The sequence below is a fragment of the Caballeronia sp. LZ043 genome (assembly GCF_031451075.1).
In the GTDB taxonomy this organism is placed as follows: domain Bacteria; phylum Pseudomonadota; class Gammaproteobacteria; order Burkholderiales; family Burkholderiaceae; genus Caballeronia.
The window spans coordinates 1,668,578-1,684,636 of record NZ_JARUXT010000001.1 but is presented as its reverse complement, the minus strand read 5'-3'; the positions used below and the strand labels follow the sequence as shown (position 1 = coordinate 1,684,636).

The 16,059-nt window shown below is 65.2% G+C and carries 15 protein-coding genes; 12 read left to right on the top strand and 3 right to left on the bottom strand.

The features are described from left to right. The 3 genes from QCE64_RS37915 to phaR all read left to right on the top strand — a co-directional run. On the top strand, window positions 1-98 hold a 98-nt coding region (locus QCE64_RS37915), incomplete at its 5' end, for a hypothetical protein (protein WP_309934219.1). Between the two features lie 94 nt (window positions 99-192). Then, complete coding sequence (locus tag QCE64_RS07610) at window positions 193-933, top strand: 3-ketoacyl-ACP reductase (RefSeq protein ID WP_309916519.1); 741 nt, start codon at window positions 193-195, stop codon at window positions 931-933. A 183-nt stretch (window positions 934-1,116) separates the two neighbouring features. Continuing rightward, entirely contained in the window at window positions 1,117-1,689 is a 573-nt protein-coding gene (phaR, locus tag QCE64_RS07605; protein WP_309916516.1) for a polyhydroxyalkanoate synthesis repressor PhaR, read from the top strand. A gap of 453 nt (window positions 1,690-2,142) precedes the next feature. Here phaR and QCE64_RS07600 read toward each other — a convergent pair whose 3' ends face one another. Beyond that, the gene (locus QCE64_RS07600) at window positions 2,143-2,508 is read right to left on the bottom strand and encodes a GNAT family N-acetyltransferase (RefSeq protein ID WP_310003293.1); all 366 of its coding nucleotides are present in this window, start codon (window positions 2,506-2,508) and stop codon (window positions 2,143-2,145) included. Window positions 2,509-2,897: 389 nt separating this feature from the next. Between QCE64_RS07600 and rimO the strand changes: the two genes are divergently transcribed. From rimO to QCE64_RS07575, 5 genes are all read left to right on the top strand, one after another. After that, window positions 2,898-4,235: a 30S ribosomal protein S12 methylthiotransferase RimO gene (rimO, locus tag QCE64_RS07595; protein WP_309930195.1), complete on the top strand. Its 1,338-nt coding sequence runs from the start codon at window positions 2,898-2,900 to the stop codon at window positions 4,233-4,235. A gap of 4 nt (window positions 4,236-4,239) precedes the next feature. Continuing rightward, on the top strand, window positions 4,240-5,163 hold the full coding sequence (locus QCE64_RS07590; protein WP_309916508.1) for a sugar kinase: 924 nt from the start codon (window positions 4,240-4,242) through the stop codon (window positions 5,161-5,163). 39 nt (window positions 5,164-5,202) lie between these two features. Further along, window positions 5,203-6,387, top strand: a complete 1,185-nt coding sequence (bktB, locus tag QCE64_RS07585; RefSeq protein WP_309916505.1) for a beta-ketothiolase BktB — start codon at window positions 5,203-5,205, stop codon at window positions 6,385-6,387. A gap of 47 nt (window positions 6,388-6,434) precedes the next feature. After that, on the top strand, window positions 6,435-7,124 hold the full coding sequence (locus tag QCE64_RS07580; protein WP_310003291.1) for a hypothetical protein: 690 nt from the start codon (window positions 6,435-6,437) through the stop codon (window positions 7,122-7,124). Between the two features lie 67 nt (window positions 7,125-7,191). After that, on the top strand, window positions 7,192-8,391 hold the full coding sequence (locus QCE64_RS07575) for a cystathionine beta-lyase (protein ID WP_310003289.1): 1,200 nt from the start codon (window positions 7,192-7,194) through the stop codon (window positions 8,389-8,391). A gap of 53 nt (window positions 8,392-8,444) precedes the next feature. Here the strand turns inward: QCE64_RS07575 and serB are convergent, their stop codons facing one another. Together serB and QCE64_RS07565 are read right to left on the bottom strand one after the other, a co-directional pair. After that, window positions 8,445-9,284 (bottom strand): phosphoserine phosphatase SerB, encoded by an 840-nt coding sequence (gene serB, locus QCE64_RS07570; RefSeq protein WP_310003288.1) that lies wholly within the window; start codon window positions 9,282-9,284, stop codon window positions 8,445-8,447. A gap of 71 nt (window positions 9,285-9,355) precedes the next feature. Further along, window positions 9,356-10,312, bottom strand: coding sequence for a LysR family transcriptional regulator (locus tag QCE64_RS07565; protein WP_309808461.1), 957 nt, complete (start codon window positions 10,310-10,312; stop codon window positions 9,356-9,358). 103 nt (window positions 10,313-10,415) lie between these two features. Between QCE64_RS07565 and QCE64_RS07560 the strand changes: the two genes are divergently transcribed. The 4 genes from QCE64_RS07560 (at window position 10,416) to ligD (ending at window position 16,042) form a co-directional block, all read left to right on the top strand. After that, on the top strand, window positions 10,416-11,432 hold the full coding sequence (locus QCE64_RS07560; protein WP_309916495.1) for a zinc-binding alcohol dehydrogenase family protein: 1,017 nt from the start codon (window positions 10,416-10,418) through the stop codon (window positions 11,430-11,432). Between the two features lie 177 nt (window positions 11,433-11,609). Next, complete coding sequence (locus tag QCE64_RS07555) at window positions 11,610-12,161, top strand: DUF6013 family protein (protein WP_309916493.1); 552 nt, start codon at window positions 11,610-11,612, stop codon at window positions 12,159-12,161. 205 nt (window positions 12,162-12,366) lie between these two features. After that, a complete protein-coding gene (locus QCE64_RS07550; protein WP_310003287.1) occupies window positions 12,367-13,278 on the top strand; it encodes a Ku protein in 912 nt (303 codons plus the stop codon). A 40-nt stretch (window positions 13,279-13,318) separates the two neighbouring features. Next, entirely contained in the window at window positions 13,319-16,042 is a 2,724-nt protein-coding gene (ligD, locus tag QCE64_RS07545) for a DNA ligase D (protein ID WP_310003286.1), read from the top strand. Window positions 16,043-16,059: the final 17 nt, after the last annotated feature.

Sequence of the window (16,059 nt, the reverse complement as noted above, 5' to 3'; positions counted from 1 at the left end):
TGCTGCACGAAATGCAGAAGCGCGATGCGAAGAAGGGTCTGGCGTCGCTGTGCATCGGCGGCGGCATGGGCGTGGCGCTGGCGGTGGAACGGCCGTAAGCAGGACGCGCGGCACAAGTACGCAGGGCAGGACTGGGAAGGATTGGCGGGCGGCCTGGAGATCGCCGTCCGCATAACGAAAATGGAGTGAGGTATGACGAAGCGCATAGCGTATGTAACCGGCGGCATGGGCGGCATCGGCACCAGCATCTGCCAGCGCCTGCACAAGGATGGCTTCACGGTGGTCGCGGGCTGCGGCCCCAACTCGCCGCGCCGGGTGAAATGGCTGGAAGACCAGAAGGCGCTCGGCTTCGACTTCATTGCCTCGGAAGGCAACGTCGGCGACTGGGAATCGACCAAGAACGCGTTCGACAAGGTCAAATCCGAAGTCGGCGAAGTCGACGTGCTGGTGAACAATGCAGGCATCACGCGCGACGTCGTGTTCCGCAAGATGACGCACGAGGACTGGACGGCCGTCATCGACACCAACCTGACGAGCCTGTTCAACGTGACCAAGCAGGTCATCGACGGCATGGTGGAGCGGGGTTTCGGCCGCATCATCAACATTTCGTCGGTGAACGGGCAGAAGGGACAGTTCGGCCAGACCAACTATTCGACCGCCAAGGCCGGCATTCACGGCTTCACGATGGCGCTCGCGCAGGAAGTGGCGACCAAGGGCGTGACGGTCAACACGGTGTCGCCGGGTTACATCGGCACGGACATGGTGAAGGCCATCCGGCCGGAAGTGCTGGAGAAGATCGTCGCGACCATTCCGGTGCGGCGTCTGGGCACGCCCGACGAGATCGGCTCGATCTGCGCGTGGCTGGCCTCCGATGAATCGGGCTTCTCGACCGGCGCGGACTTCTCGCTGAACGGCGGCTTGCATATGGGCTGACGGGCGGAGGCTCGTCCGGGTGCGGCGTGCATTGCGTGCGTTGCATGCATTACGTGCATCCGGGCGGGCCGCCACTCGCCGGATTTTTTCAACGATGCGGCGAACATGCAGCAGCGCTTTTTTGCGACGACGCAAGACCTGCTTGCTGCCATCGCAGTAAAGTTTTGCGTTTAAAGGCGTTCAATGACCACTACTACTACAAAGAAATCCGCCGAGCGACTGATCAAGAAGTATCCGAACCGTCGGCTGTATGACACGGAGACGAGCACCTACATCACGTTGTCGGATGTGAAGCAACTCGTGCTCGATCAGGAAGAGTTCAAGGTGCTCGACGCGAAGTCCAACGACGACCTCACGCGCAGCATCCTGCTGCAGATCATTCTTGAGGAAGAGAGCGGCGGCCTGCCGATGTTCTCCTCGGTGATGCTGTCGCAGATCATCCGCTTCTACGGCCACGCGATGCAGGGCATGATGGGCACGTACCTGGAGAAGAACATCCAGGCGTTCATCGACATCCAGCAGAAGCTGTCCGAGCAGAGCAAGGGCATCTACGACGGCAACGCGCTGAATCCCGAGGTCTGGTCGCAGTTCATGAACATGCAGGCGCCGATGATGCAGGGCATGATGACGAGCTATATCGAGCAGTCGAAGAACATGTTCGTGCAGATGCAGGAGCAGATGCAATCGCAGGCGAAGACGATGTTCAATACGTTTCCGTTTCAGGCGCCTACGGGGCCGACTACGGAAAAGAAGTAGGGGGCTCGTATCCGGGCAGGCTTCGCGGGTGGCGCGCATCGCCAGCCGGGGGATCAGGGTCAGCGGCGGAACGTTGAGGAAGTAATTTCACAGAAATGCGTTCGCGATTTCGTTGACGCTCGGTATGGCGCGCCCCTAAGCTATACCTACGTTTCAGGCGATGCCTGAAACGCTCGTCGAACGGGGAAACCTGGCGGCAAATACGGCCGCAGGCCGCCAAACAGCCGCTTCAAGCGGCTGTTTTCATATCCGCGGACGCAAGACTGTGACGTACATTTGCTATATCGATCTGCTATATCGATGAGGCAGGAAACGGCGCATCGTTGCTTTCCAGCGAGACCTGCAACCAGCCGCTGCTCGGCATTGCAAGCGGGTTGTGCTTCAGGATTCAACGTCTCGCGACGTCTCGCGCCGAGTTCGCCGGAAAATCGTTCAAGTGCCGCAGGTGCAGTATCAAGATAGGCACTTCGTATATTGATTTTGGCCGTCTTCCCTAACCCCCCCGTTTTTCCAACCAAGCCGCTGATAAAAGCCGTTCGCTCGGACTGCTGGATTCCGATCAGTCCGCAGCCAGATCTCGCCGCATCCTCGGCTGAACAACCATTGTTCCGCTGCGTTCATGAGCAGTCGGCCCACGCCGATTCCTTCATATTCGGGTCGAACAAACAGCGCGTAGATCGTTGCGTCTGCCGCGTTTGCCATGCCGAATGCCACAACCTTTGCAGCATCTTCCGCAACCCAACCGCGGCCTTCGCCGGTCAGCATGGCGGCAATGGTCACCGGCGTGATATTCACGGATGCCAGTTCTTCGATGGACATGCGGTTCTCACGGACGCTAGTGCGAACATCGAAAAGCCGGGGCACGTCTTCGACGGTTGCAGCGCGGATCTGTATTGCTGTCCTTCTCATGGCATTTCGCGTCGTATTTCAAGTTTCGAGCCTCGCGGATGTAAGCCAGTCTGAACGACAAACGCAGACTGTGTTGTGAAAAGGGGTTCGTTTTCAGCAAACAGTGTCACAGCGAATGCCTGGGTGATCCTCCGCTTGAACCAATCCGCACCACCCACCGCCCTCCAAACCGCCTCCCCACCGCTCCGATGTAAAATAGTGGATTCGCCCGACGCCTTCGGCCGAGCCCCACAACATCGTCTCTCCCCGTGAAAAACTCTTTGGAATCAACCGCCCAGGCCCCAGCCCCCAAAATCGGCATGGTGTCCCTCGGCTGCCCGAAAGCCCTCGTCGACTCCGAGCAGATCATCACCCAGCTGCGCGCCGAGGGTTATCAGATCTCCGGCACCTATGACGGCGCGGACCTCGTCGTGGTCAACACCTGCGGCTTCATCGACGAAGCTGTGCAGGAAAGCCTCGACGCCATCGGCGAGGCGCTCTCCGAAAACGGCAAGGTCATCGTCACCGGCTGCCTCGGCGCGAAAAAGAGCGCGAGCGGCGGCGGCCTGATCGAGGAAGTGCATCCGAAGGTGCTCGCGGTCACCGGCCCCCACGCCACCAACGAAGTGATGAACGCGGTGCACACGTATCTGCCCAAGCCGCACGATCCGTTCACCGACCTCGTCCCGCCCGCCGGCATCAAGCTCACGCCGCGCCACTACGCCTATCTGAAAATCTCCGAAGGCTGCAATCATCGCTGCACCTTCTGCATCATTCCGTCGATGCGCGGCGATCTCGTCTCGCGTCCCGTCGCCGAAGTCATGCTCGAAGCCGAGAATCTCTTCAAGTCCGGCGTGAAGGAACTGCTCGTGATCTCGCAGGACACGAGCGCGTACGGCGTCGACGTCAAGTACCGCACCGGCTTCTGGAACGGCAAGCCGCTCAAGACGCGCATGACCGACCTGGTCGGCGCGCTCGGCGAACTCGCCGCCCAATACGGCGCCTGGGTGCGCCTGCATTACGTCTATCCGTACCCGAGCGTCGACGAAGTCATCCCGATGATGGCCGAAGGCCCGCTCAAGGGCCACGTGCTGCCGTATCTCGACGTGCCGTTCCAGCACGCGCATCCCGAGGTGCTCAAGCGCATGAAGCGCCCGGCCAACGCCGAGAAAGTGCTCGAGCGCGTCCGGACGTGGCGCGAAATCTGTCCCGACCTGACCATTCGCAGCACCTTCATCGCGGGCTTTCCGGGCGAAACGGAAGAGCAGTTCCAGACCCTGCTCGACTTCATCGCGGAAGCGGACCTGGACCGCGTCGGCTGCTTTGCGTATTCGCCGGTCGAAGGCGCGAGCGCCAACGAACTCGACGGCGCCTTGCCCGATGAAGTCCGCGAAGAGCGCCGCGCGCGCTTCATGGAACTCGCCGAGGAACTGTCGGCGAAGCGCATGAAAAAGAAAGTGGGCAAGACGCTCAAGGTGCTCGTCGACGAGATCGGCACGGACGGCGGCATCGGCCGCACGGCGGCGGATGCGCCGGAAATCGACGGCGTCGTGTACATCGCGCCGGCCACCAAGGCATCGAAGCGCTACAAGGCCGGCGATTTCGTCTCCGTGAAAATCACCGGCGCCGACGGCCACGATCTCTGGGGCGAGGTCTGACACCATGCCGCACGCTCCGCAGGTCCTCGCCCTCGGCGAGGCGATGATCGAGTTCAATCAGTCGCAGCGCGGCCAGCCCGGCTATCTGCAAGGTTTCGGCGGCGATGTGTCGAACTTCCTGATCGCGGCGTCGCGGCAGGGCGCCTCGACCGGCTTCGTTTCCGCCGTCGGCAACGATCACTTCGGCCAGTTGCTGCTCGACCTGTGGCGCGCGGAGAACGTCGACACCTCCACGGTGCGCATCGATCAGGACGCGCCCACGGGCGTGTATTTCGTGTCGCACGGCGAGCAGGGGCATCGCTTCGACTACTTGCGCGCGGGCTCGGCGGCGAGCCGCTATGCGCCGTCGCACCTGCCGCTCGACGCCATCGCGGCCGCCCGCGTCGTGCATCTGTCGGGAATCAGCCTGGCGATCGGCGTGGCCGCGTGCGATGCCGCGCTCGCCGCCATCGACCATGCGCGCTCGCACCGCGTCACCGTCAGTTTCGACACCAACCTGCGCCTCAAGCTGTGGCCGCTCGCGCGCGCTCGCGCCGTGATGCTCGAAGCCATCCGCTCGGCCGACATCTGCCTGCCGAGCTGGGACGACGTCACGCTGCTCACGGGCCACGAAGACAAGGACGCGATCGTCGACGCCTTGTTGGCGCTCGGTCCGAAGATCGTCGCGCTGAAACTGGGCCGCGAGGGCGCGTACATCGCCACGCCCGCCGAGCGGCGCGTGGTGCCCGGCCGCGTCGTGCAGGCGGTCGATGCCACCGGCGCGGGCGACTGCTTTGGCGGCGCGTTCATTGCGCGCATCGTCGCCGGCGATGATCCTTTCGCGGCCGCGCGCTATGCGAACGCGGCGGCCGCCTTGTCGACGCAAGGCTTTGGCGCGGTCGCGCCGATTCCTGATCAGGCCGCGGTGGAGCGCGCGCTGAAAGCCTGAGCGTCAATCCAGCAACAGCAACCCGACAGCGGAGACGACATGCAACGTGAAGTGGTGGTGGTGAGCGGCGTGCGCACGGCAATCGGCGATTTCGGCGGCGCGCTGAAGGATTTCACGCCGACCGATCTCGGCGCGCGCGTCGTGCGCGAGGCCTTGTCGCGTGCGAACGTGCAGGGCGATGAAGTCGGCCACGTAGTGTTCGGCAACGTGATCCAGACCGAGCCGCGCGACATGTATCTCGCCCGCGTCGCCGCGCTCGACGGCGGCGTCACGCAGCACGCGCCCGCGCTCACGGTGAACCGCCTGTGCGGTTCGGGCCTGCAGGCGATCGTATCGGCGTCGCAGAGCATCCTGCTCGGCGATGCGGATGTCGCCATCGGCGGCGGCGCGGAAAGCATGAGCCGCGCGCCCTACATCATGCCGGCCGCGCGCTTCGGCCAGCGCATGGGCGACGCGCGCATCGTCGACATGATGGTCGGCGCGCTGAACGATCCGTTCGACAAGATTCACATGGGCGTGACCGCTGAGAACGTCGCGCGCCAGTTCGGCATCACGCGGGAGATGCAGGACGCGCTCGCGCTCGAATCGCACAAGCGCGCGGCGCACGCCATCGAGGCCGGTTTCTTCAAGGAGCAGATCCTGCCGATCACGCTCGCGTCGAAGAAAGGCGACACGGTGTTCGAGCGCGACGAACACGTGCGCATGAACGCCACTGCCGAGGACTTCGCGAAGCTCAAGCCCGTGTTCGCGAAAGAAAACGGCACGGTGACGGCGGGCAATGCATCGGGCATCAACGACGCCGCGGCGGCCGTCGTGCTGATGGAGCGCAGCGTCGCCGAGAAGCGCGGCGCGCAGCCGCTGGCCAGGCTGGTCGCCTACGCGCACGCGGGCGTCGATCCGAAGCTCATGGGCATCGGCCCGGTGCCCGCGACGCAGAAGGTCCTGGAACGCGCGGGTTTGTCCGTCGCGGATCTCGACGTGATCGAGGCCAACGAGGCGTTCGCCGCGCAGGCCTGCGCCGTGTCGCAGGAACTGAAGCTGGATCCCGCGAAGGTCAATCCGAACGGTTCGGGCATTTCGCTCGGCCATCCGATCGGCGCCACGGGCGCGCTGATCACCGTGAAGGCGCTGTACGAGCTGCAGCGCATCGGCGGGCGCTATGCGCTCGTGACGATGTGCATCGGCGGCGGGCAGGGCATCGCGGCGATCTTCGAGCGCATCTGAGGCAGCCGATGCGCGCTCGAATCCCGCACACAACGAAGGAACCACGGATGATCCACAGCATGCACGGCTCGCGTCTCATCGCGGCGCTGGCCATCACGGCGGCGCTGGCCATCACGGCGGCGCTGGCCGCCTGCAATTCGCCGATGCCCGCAGGGAGCTCCGGCGTGCTGCCGCCTGACCAGCGCGAGCCGGCCGGCGCGGATGCGCACGGCGCGCAAGCGGCCATCGCCGAACTGGCGCTGCCGCCGCAAAAGCCGCTGACGCCCAATCCGGAGTACGCGCGCTTTCCGCGCTATGTCGGCACGCTGGGCACCAGGCAGGTCGAGATGAAGCTCGGCGCGAAAACCGACGATCCGTCCGGCGTCCACGGCGAGTACCGCTTCGCCGGCAGCCCGAACGTGATTCTCGTGGCGGGCGATCGCGACAGCGACACGCTCGAGATCGAGGAATCGAACGACGGCACGCACATCACCGGCAACTGGGTCGGCAAGTTCGCGCCGGACGGCAGCGTGTCCGGCGAACGCATGGATCCCGACGATTCCAACGGACAGCCCTTCGAGCTTCGGCCCGCCGTTGCGGGCGCCGGGCTGCCGCCGCTGCCGGGCGGGAATGCCGCGGGTTCAGCGGGCGCGGCGGGTGCATCGAAAGCGCCGCCCGCGCCGTCGCTGGAACCGGCGCCGCCCGCACCGCCGAAGAACAGCGTGGGCGGCACGAGCAACGTCATCATCGGCGAATAGCCCTGTCTCTTTCATGCCGCCGGCGCGCTCCGGCGGCATCTTCCTTGATCCGTTTCAACGCCACGCCATGACCGATTCCCACGACAACGCCCCCAACCGCGACCTGCAAACCCGCATCGTCCAGCCGGAGGACCGCATCACGCCCGGCTTCGAGTCGTTTTCGGTGCCGGTGGCGCGGGCGTCGACGGTCGTGTTTCCCGATCTCGCGACGATGCGCTCGCTCGTCTGGAACGACGACTCCAGGTGGCGCTACGGCCTGCACGGGACGCCGACGACCATCGCGCTGGCGCAGCGCATCGCGGCCATCGAAGGCGGCGAGTACGCGCTGTTGCAGCCCTCGGGACTCGCGGCGATCTCGAATGTCTATTTCGGTCTCGTGCGGACGGGCGATCACGTGCTCGTGCCCGACAACGCCTATGGCCCGAACCGCGATCACGCGGACTGGCTCGCGGAGGATTTCGGCATCGAGGTGACGTATTACGATCCGATGATCGGCGCGGGCATCGATACCTTGCTGCGCGCCAATACGAAGCTGGTCTGGCTCGAAGCGCCCGGTTCCGTGACGATGGAAGTGCAGGACGTGCCCGCCATCGCCGCGGCCGCGCGGGCGAAGGGCATCGTGACGGCCGTCGACAATACGTTCTCGGCCGGCCTCGCTTTCAAGCCGTTCGAACATGGCGTCGACATTTCGGTGCAGGCGCTGACGAAGTATCAGTCCGGCGGCAGCGACGTGCTGATGGGCGCGACCATCACGCGCAACGCCGACTTGCACAGCAAGCTGAAGCGCGCGCGCATGCAGCTGGGTGTCGGGGTATCGGCGGACGATGCATCGCTCGTATTGCGCAGCCTGCCTTCGATGAAGACGCGTTACGAGGCCCACGACCGCGCGGCGTTCGCACTCGCCACCTGGCTGAAGACGCGCCCCGAAGTGGCCGCCGTGCTGCATCCGGCGCTGCCGGACTGTCCCGGCCACGCGTTCTTCGAGCGCGATTTCAAGGGCGGCGCGGGCGGCCTGTTCTCCATCGTCTTCGACAAGCAATACAGCGCGGCGCAAGTCGATGCGTTCGTCGAGGCGCTCGAGCTGTTCTCGATCGGCTGGAGCTGGGGCGGCTCGCACAGCCTCGCGATGCCCTACACCGTCCGCACGATGCGCACGGCATCGCAATGGCCGCACGAAGGCGTGCTGGTGCGGTTCTACATTGGGCTGGAGGCGGAAGCGGACCTGCGCGCCGATCTCGAAGCGGCGCTGGTCAAGGCGTTCGGTTAAGACAAACGGCGCCCGAGGGCGCCGTTCTTCGACAAGCACGAAAGCCGCAGCGTTCAGAACAACCGCAGCAGGCCGTCGAGGCCGACGAAGTTGAACGCGAGGCTCGCCGACTCGCGCACGACCGGCTTCGCGCGAAACGCTACCGACAAGCCCGCTTCGGCCATCATCTTCAGATCGTTCGAGCCGTCGCCCATGGCGATCGCGCGCTGCGGATCGATGCCGATCTGCGCGCAGGTGTCGAGCAGCGTGCGCGCCTTCACGTCCGCGTTGACGATTTCGCCGACTACCTTGCCCGTCAGCTTGCCATCGACGATTTCCAGCGTGTTCGCCCGCGTGTAGTCGAGGCCGAGACGCGCCTTCAGCCGCTCGGTGAAGAACGTGAAGCCGCCCGACACGAGCAGCGTCTTCAGACCCGCCGCGCGCGCGCCGGCGAGCATGCGCTCCGCGCCCGGCGACAGTTTCAGGCGTTCCTCGTAGACCCGTTCGAGCGCGTTTGCATCGAGTCCCTTCAGCAACGCGACGCGGCGCGTGAGGCTCTCGTTGAAGTCCTTGATCTCGCCGCGCATCGACGCCTCGGTGATCGCCGCGACTTCCGCCTTCAGCCCGCAGAAATCCGCGATTTCATCGATGCATTCGATCGTGATGAGCGTCGAGTCCATGTCCATCGCGACGAGGCCAAAACCGGCGAGCGTCGCATCCGGCGCGATGTAGGCGTAGTCGAGGCCGTGCGTGCCGCAGTACGCGTCGATGTCGGGACGTTGCAGCGGGTCGGCGCCGGGCAGACGCAGCAACGTGTCATCGACGCGCTGCGGAGCCTGCGAGCGGGCCAGCGCCGCGAGCGGGCGCAGGTGGGAATCGGAGATCGGGGCGAGGCTTTGAATGACGAGGTTCATCGAAGGCGAGGTCGAGGGCCAAGAAACAGTGGACGCGCGAAAGCGCCATTGTACCGGCCGGCTTGCGCGCGCTAACGCTGCACCTTCGCGGGATCGACGTCCCAGTAGGGCGGCTCGCCGAACTGTCCGGCGAGGAAGTCGATGAAGGCCAGCGTTTTCGGCGGCACAAACGCGCGGCTCGGATACACGGCCCAGATCGCCACGGTCTGCGCGGGCGGATAGTCGTCGAGCAGCGTGACGAGTTCGCCGCTCGCGATCAGCGGCGCGACGCTCCACGTCGATTTCAGCCCGATGCCGATGCCCGCCGCCAGCGCATCGCGGATCACCTCGCCGTTGTCGGTCACGAGCCGACCGGACACGCGCACGTCGATCACGCCGGTCGGCGTGACGAAGCTCCAGTCGCGCTGATCGGCGAGGATCACACACTCGTGGCGCGCGAGATCGGCCGGATGGCGCGGCGTGCCGTGCCGCGCGAGATAGCCGGGCGACGCGCACAGCACGCGGCGGTTGCTCGCGAGCTTCTTCGCCACCAGCGTCGAATCCTTCAGCGCGCCGATGCGGATTGCGAGGTCAATGCCCTCGTCCACGAGATCCACGATCTGGTCGGTCATGCGCAGATCGACGCTCACGCCCGGGTATTGGCGCAGGAACGCGGGCATCAGCGGCGAGATGTGCTGGCGTCCGAGCGACGAGGGCATGGTCACGCGCAGGCGCCCGTGCGGATGCTCGCGCGCCTGTCCGACCGACGCGCGCGCCGCGTCGGCGGCGTCGAGCAGGCCGCGCGCGTGGTCGGCGAAGATCTCGCCCTCCTGGGTCAGCGAGACGCGCCGGGTCGTGCGATGCAGCAGCCGCGCGCCGAGCATGCGCTCCAGCGCCGCGATGCGGGCGCTCGCCACCGCGGGCGAGAGCCCGAATTCGCGCGCGGCGGCGGACAGATTGGCCAACGCCGCCGCACGCACGAAAAGTCCGATATCGAGGAGATCGAGACGCTCGCGCGGCGTGGCGTCCGCGAGGAGATCGCTTGCCATTTGATGGATTTGGCGAAAAATGTTTCAGTGATTATGACGGTTTTCCGGATATCCCAGGCGTCTTACCATGGGCAACCGTTCACTCACTTCAATGGAGCACCCCATGAAAGCCATCGGTTTCACGCGCTACCTCCCGATTTCCGACCCGCAAGCGCTGGTCGACATCGAGCTCGAGCAACCCGTGCCCACCGGACGCGACCTGCTCGTGAAGGTCGAGGCGATCGCCGTCAATCCGGTCGACACCAAGGTGCGCGCGCCCAAGGACAAGGTCGAATCGGCCCCGCGCGTGCTGGGCTGGGACGCGGCGGGCGTGGTGGCCGCCGTCGGGCCGGAAGCGACGCTGTTCAAGGTCGGCGATCCGGTCTACTACGCCGGCGACATCACCCGGCCCGGCGCGAACAGCGAATTCCATCTGATCGATGAACGCATCGTCGGCACGAAGCCGGCCTCGCTCGATTTCAGCAGCGCCGCCGCGCTGCCGCTGACCACCATCACCGCGTGGGAAGCGCTGTTCGACCGCCTGGGCGTGTCGGCGGAAGGCAAGGACGCGGGCAAGTCGGTGCTGATCGTCGGCGGGGCGGGCGGCGTCGGGTCGATCGGCATCCAGCTTGCGAAGCGGGTGGCGAAGCTGCAGGTGATCGCCACGGCGTCGCGGCCCGAATCGGCCAAGTGGGCGCAAGAACTCGGTGCGGATCACATCGTCGATCACTTCGGGGACATCCCGGCGCAGATGAAGCAGATCGGCTTCCCGCAGGTCGACTACGTGCTGATCTTCAACGACACCGACAAGCATTTCCCGGCCGCCGCCGAAGTCATCAAGCCGCAGGGCGGCATCTGCACGATCGTCGAGAATGCGCGGCCGCTGCCGGTGGAACTGCTGAAGGTGAAGAGCGCGGCGTTGCACTGGGAGCTCATGTTCACGCGCGCGATGTTCAGCACGCCCGACATGATCGAGCAGCACAAGCTGCTGTCGGAAGTGGCGCGGCTGATCGACGCAGGCACGCTGCGCACGACCCTCGGACGCGACCTCGGACCCATCAATGCGACGAACCTGCGCGAGGCGCATCGGCTGCTGGAAGAAGGGCGCACGGTCGGCAAGCTGGTGCTGACGGGCTTTTGAGGCGCCGCTGACAGGTTTTTGACCATGCGCAAGCCGCCCTTCGCGCACTCGGGTTATCCATGACGATGACCCGTCAAACGTGGCGCTAGACTGAATCCGGACCGTTGCACGCACACTGCGTCCCGGTGCGCGAGACGCGCCGGATTCACTCACAGCGCCTGTTACGGAGGTGGCGGCATGAATCGTCGTTCGATCGTTCGTCGCATCGTTTCCGTCGCCGCGCTCACGATGGTCGCCGCGACCGCCCGGGCCACGCCGGGCATCAAGGTGCTCTCCGAGGCGGCCAATGACGGCCCCATCAAGTACACGGTCAAGATGACCTCGAAGTCGTTCGGCAACGAGCAGGAAACCCGCACCATCCGCTCCGGGCAGACCGATGACTTCACCTGGCAAGGCAACGCCGCCGGCGGCGCGCAGGCCGTGCCGGACGGCTGTCCGCAGGCGGCCTCGGTGCCGAAGAGCGCCGACGGCGCGGCGGTGCGGCAGGTGCAGATCCGCTTCGCGCCGATGGTCGGCGACAACGGCACGGCCAACGTGCAGATCAGTTTTCGGGCCTATGCGCCGAAGGGCACATCGCGCGTCACGGTGGCCGGGAAGAGCCTGCAATGTCCGGTGGACAACCGCTTCAGCCAGATCGTGCGCTTCGCCATGCCGACTTCCACTGGTTCCAAAAAGACCGTCACGCTCGACGACGGCACGCAGCTGACCGTGACCGCCAACCGCAAATAGCATCTTTGGGCGGCTGGAGCAGTAAGGCTTACAGAACGCCTGCCCGGCTTCGGCCCAGATCGCCGGACGCCGCGCGCCCGCCCGCCTTGGCATGTTTCCTGCGATTCCTTCCGATACCGTGCCGCAACCGCGCACGGAAAACGCCTCGACGCCCGCCCGGCGCGAGGCGCGTTCATCGACTCTTCCCGACCGCCAAGGTGCCGCGATGCCGCACATGATCTGGAAAGGCGCGATCAGCTTCGGACTGGTCCACGTGCCCGTGCAACTCTATCCCGCGACGCAGTCGGAGAAGGTCGGCTTCAACCTGCTCGACAAGCGCTCCATGGACCCGATCGGCTACAAGCAGATCAACAAGACCACGGGCAAGGAAGTCACGCGCGACAACATCGTGCGCGGCTTCGAGTATGAGAAGGGCAAGTATGTCGTGATGACCGACGCCGAGATTCGCGCGGCCAATCCGGAGTCCACCCAGACGGTCGACATTCTCGCCTTCGTCGATGCCCCCGAGATCTCGTTCCTGTCGCTCGACATGCCTTACTATCTCGCGCCCGATCGCAAGGGCGAGAAGGTCTATGCGCTGCTGCGCGATGCGCTGAAGGACACGGGCAAGGTCGGCATCGCGAGCGTCGTGCTGCATAACAAGCAGCATCTCGCGGCGCTGATTCCGGTGGGTCCGGCGCTGGCGCTCAACACGCTGCGCTGGGGCGACGAGGTTCGCGATTTCGGCGAGTTCAAGTTCCCCGACGAAGACACGAAGAAGGCCGGCGTGACGCCGAAGGAACTGGAGATGGCCAAGCGGCTCATCGACGACATGAGCGACAGCTGGGATCCGTCGAAGTACCACGACACCTTCAAGGACGACATCATGGCGCTCGTCGACAAGAAGGTGAAGCAAGGCAAGGTGGCCGAGGTGATGAAGGTGGAAGAGGGCGGGGAACAGAAGTCGTCTGCCGACATCCTCGACTTGTCGGAATTGCTCAAGCGCAGTCTCAAGAAGGGTGGCGCGCCGGCGAAACGCGGCAAGGCCGCGGCCGCGGAGGAAGCAGACGGCGAGGACGACTCCGGCGAAGAAGCCGCGCGTCCGGCGCGCAAGACTGCGCGCCGCAAGCGTGCGTGAAGCGCGTCTGTCTCGCCTCTGACACTGCGGATTTCCGACGATGGCCGGCAAACTCGACACCTATCAGCGCATGCGCGCGTTCGACAAGACGCCGGAGCCGTCCGGCGCCGCGAAGCGCGCCGCGCGGGCCCGCAAGACGGCCAAACCACCCGCGAAGTCCAGCCTGTCCTTCGTCATCCAGGAACACGATGCACGCCGTCTGCACTACGACTTCCGCCTGGAACTCGACGGCACGCTCAAGTCATGGGCCGTGCCGAAGGGACCGAGCCTCGATCCCACGGTGAAGCGCCTGGCGGTGCATGTCGAGGATCATCCGCTCGACTATGGTTCGTTCGAAGGCGAGATCCCCGAAGGCAACTACGGTGCGGGCAGCGTCATCGTGTGGGATCGCGGCACGTGGGCGCCGCAGGCGGGCAGCTTCGCGGATGCACAGCGTGAATACGAAAAGGGCAAGCTCAAGTTCACGCTCGATGGCGAGAAGCTGCAGGGCGGCTGGACGCTCGTAAAAAGCCACATGCGCGGCAGCGGCGACAAGGAGCAATGGCTGCTCATCAAGGAGCGCGACGATACGGCGCGCCCGGAGAGCGAATACGACGTGCTTCTCAAAAGGCCGGGCAGCGTGATGTCCGATGCGCCCGGCGCGCGCGGCAAGGATGGTGCGGTGCTCGAACGATCGGAGCGCAAGGCGGCGGCAAAGAAAGCGCCCGCAAAGACGCCCGCGCGCAAGAAGACCTCCGCCGCACAGGCGAACGGCCACGATCATCCGGACATCGTCGCGACTCGCAGCGCGGAATCGCTGCGGACCTTGTCGCATGAACCCGCGATCGAGGGCGCGGTGAAGGCGAAGCTGCCCGCCACGTTCAAGCCGCAGCTCGCCACGCTCGTCGATGCCGCGCCCTCCGGCGACGACTGGGCCTACGAGATCAAGTTCGACGGCTATCGGGTGCTGGCGCGCATCGACACGGTGAAGGGCAAACGCCGCATCGCGATTTTCACGCGCAACGGCAACGACTGGACCGCGAAATTCCCGAAGCAGGTTCAGGCGCTGGAACAACTGGAGATCGAGAGCGGCTGGCTCGACGGCGAAGCCGTGGTGCTCGACGCACGCGGACTGCCCGACTTCCAGGCGCTGCAGAACGCCTTTGACGCAGGCCGTCCGCAGGACATCGTCGTGTATTTCTTCGACGTGCCCTGGCTCAACGGCTATGACCTGCGCGACGTGCCGCTCGTGCAGCGTCGCGCGCTGCTGAAGGCGCTCGTCGAACCGGCGGAAGATCCGGTGCTGCGCTATTCGCAGGACTTCGCGTTCCACGCCGACGATCTGCTGAAAAGCGCATGCGACATGGCGCTCGAAGGCATCATCGGCAAGCGCATTGACAGCGGCTATGTGTCGGGGCGCGGCAATGCGTGGATCAAGCTCAAGTGCCGGCGGCGCCAGGAGTTCGTGATCGGCGGATATTCCGAGCCGACAGGCAGCCGCGGCCAGTTTGGCGCGCTGCTGCTCGGCGTGTACGACGCGCACGGCAAGCTGCAATACGCGGGCCGCGTGGGCACCGGGTTCGATCACGCGCTGCTCGTCGCGGTGAAGAAGGAACTCGACAAACGCGAGACGAAGCGCATGCCCTTCGCGAGCGAGCCGCAGGAGCGCAGCCGGACGCCCGTGCACTGGGTCAAGCCCGAACTCGTGGCCGAATGCAATTTCGCGGAATGGACCAAGGAGCGCATCGTGCGACAAGCATCGTTCGTCAGTCTGCGTGACGACAAACCCGCGCGGCAGATCGTCAAGGAAGAGCCGGTTGCGGCGAAGAAGACCACAGCGACGAAGAAGACCGCAGCAAGGAAGACCACCGCAGCGAAGAAGGCCAAGGCGGCATCGGCGGAAGTCGAAGGCGTGAAGATCAGCCATCCGGACCGCGTGATCGACAAGTCCAGCGGCTCGCGCAAGATCGACGTGGTCGAGTACTACGCCAGCGTCGCGCAATGGATGCTGCCGCATCTGAAGGACCGCCCGGTGTCGCTCGTGCGCGCGCCCGAGGACATCGGCGGCGAGCTGTTCTTCCAGAAGCACAGTGCGAAGCTCGCCATTCCCCATATCAAGCAGCATCCGGACATCGATCCCGGTCATCCGCCGTTGCTCACCATTGAATCAGCGGGCGCGCTCGCGGGCTGTGCGCAGATGGGCACCATCGAACTGCATACCTGGAACGCGCTCGCATCGAACCTGGAGAAGCCGGACCGCATGGTGTTCGATCTCGATCCGGGCGAGGGCGTCGGCTGGGAACGGATGATCGAGGCGGCGCGACTCACCAGGGAATTGCTCGCCGAACTGGGCCTCGAATCGTTCTGCAAGACGAGCGGCGGCAAAGGCTTCCATGTGATCGTGCCGCTCGTGAAGCAGGCCGGCTGGGACGACGTGAAGGACTTCTCGCAAGCGGTCGCGCAGCACATGGCGAGCACGCTGCCCAAGCTCTTCTCCGCGAAGATGGGCATGCAGAACCGCAAGGGCAAGATTTTCATCGACTATCTGCGCAACAACCGAGGCTCGAGCACGGTGGCGGCGTTCTCGCTGCGCGCGCGTCCGGGACTCGGCGCATCGATGCCGATTGCCTGGGACGAACTCGACGACGTGACGAGCGGCGATCAATGGAACATCGGCAATGCGCACGAACGGCTCGACGCATTGAAGCACGATCCGTGGGCCGGCTACGACAAGGCGTGCAAGCGCCTGAGCGCCGAGATGAAGAAGCGCCTCGGGCTGAAGTGAAGCAATCGACAGGAGAA

Coding starts and splice junctions, on each gene's coding strand:
- QCE64_RS07610 (WP_309916519.1), top strand. CDS start 193: ATGACGAAGCGCATAGCGTATGTAACCGGCGGCATGGGCGGCATCGGC.
- phaR (WP_309916516.1), top strand. CDS start 1,117: ATGACCACTACTACTACAAAGAAATCCGCCGAGCGACTGATCAAGAAG.
- QCE64_RS07600 (WP_310003293.1), bottom strand. CDS start 2,508: ATGTCCATCGAAGAACTGGCATCCGTGAATATCACGCCGGTGACCATT.
- rimO (WP_309930195.1), top strand. CDS start 2,898: ATGGTGTCCCTCGGCTGCCCGAAAGCCCTCGTCGACTCCGAGCAGATC.
- QCE64_RS07590 (WP_309916508.1), top strand. CDS start 4,240: ATGCCGCACGCTCCGCAGGTCCTCGCCCTCGGCGAGGCGATGATCGAG.
- bktB (WP_309916505.1), top strand. CDS start 5,203: ATGCAACGTGAAGTGGTGGTGGTGAGCGGCGTGCGCACGGCAATCGGC.
- QCE64_RS07580 (WP_310003291.1), top strand. CDS start 6,435: ATGATCCACAGCATGCACGGCTCGCGTCTCATCGCGGCGCTGGCCATC.
- QCE64_RS07575 (WP_310003289.1), top strand. CDS start 7,192: ATGACCGATTCCCACGACAACGCCCCCAACCGCGACCTGCAAACCCGC.
- serB (WP_310003288.1), bottom strand. CDS start 9,284: ATGAACCTCGTCATTCAAAGCCTCGCCCCGATCTCCGATTCCCACCTG.
- QCE64_RS07565 (WP_309808461.1), bottom strand. CDS start 10,312: ATGGCAAGCGATCTCCTCGCGGACGCCACGCCGCGCGAGCGTCTCGAT.
- QCE64_RS07560 (WP_309916495.1), top strand. CDS start 10,416: ATGAAAGCCATCGGTTTCACGCGCTACCTCCCGATTTCCGACCCGCAA.
- QCE64_RS07555 (WP_309916493.1), top strand. CDS start 11,610: ATGAATCGTCGTTCGATCGTTCGTCGCATCGTTTCCGTCGCCGCGCTC.
- QCE64_RS07550 (WP_310003287.1), top strand. CDS start 12,367: ATGCCGCACATGATCTGGAAAGGCGCGATCAGCTTCGGACTGGTCCAC.
- ligD (WP_310003286.1), top strand. CDS start 13,319: ATGGCCGGCAAACTCGACACCTATCAGCGCATGCGCGCGTTCGACAAG.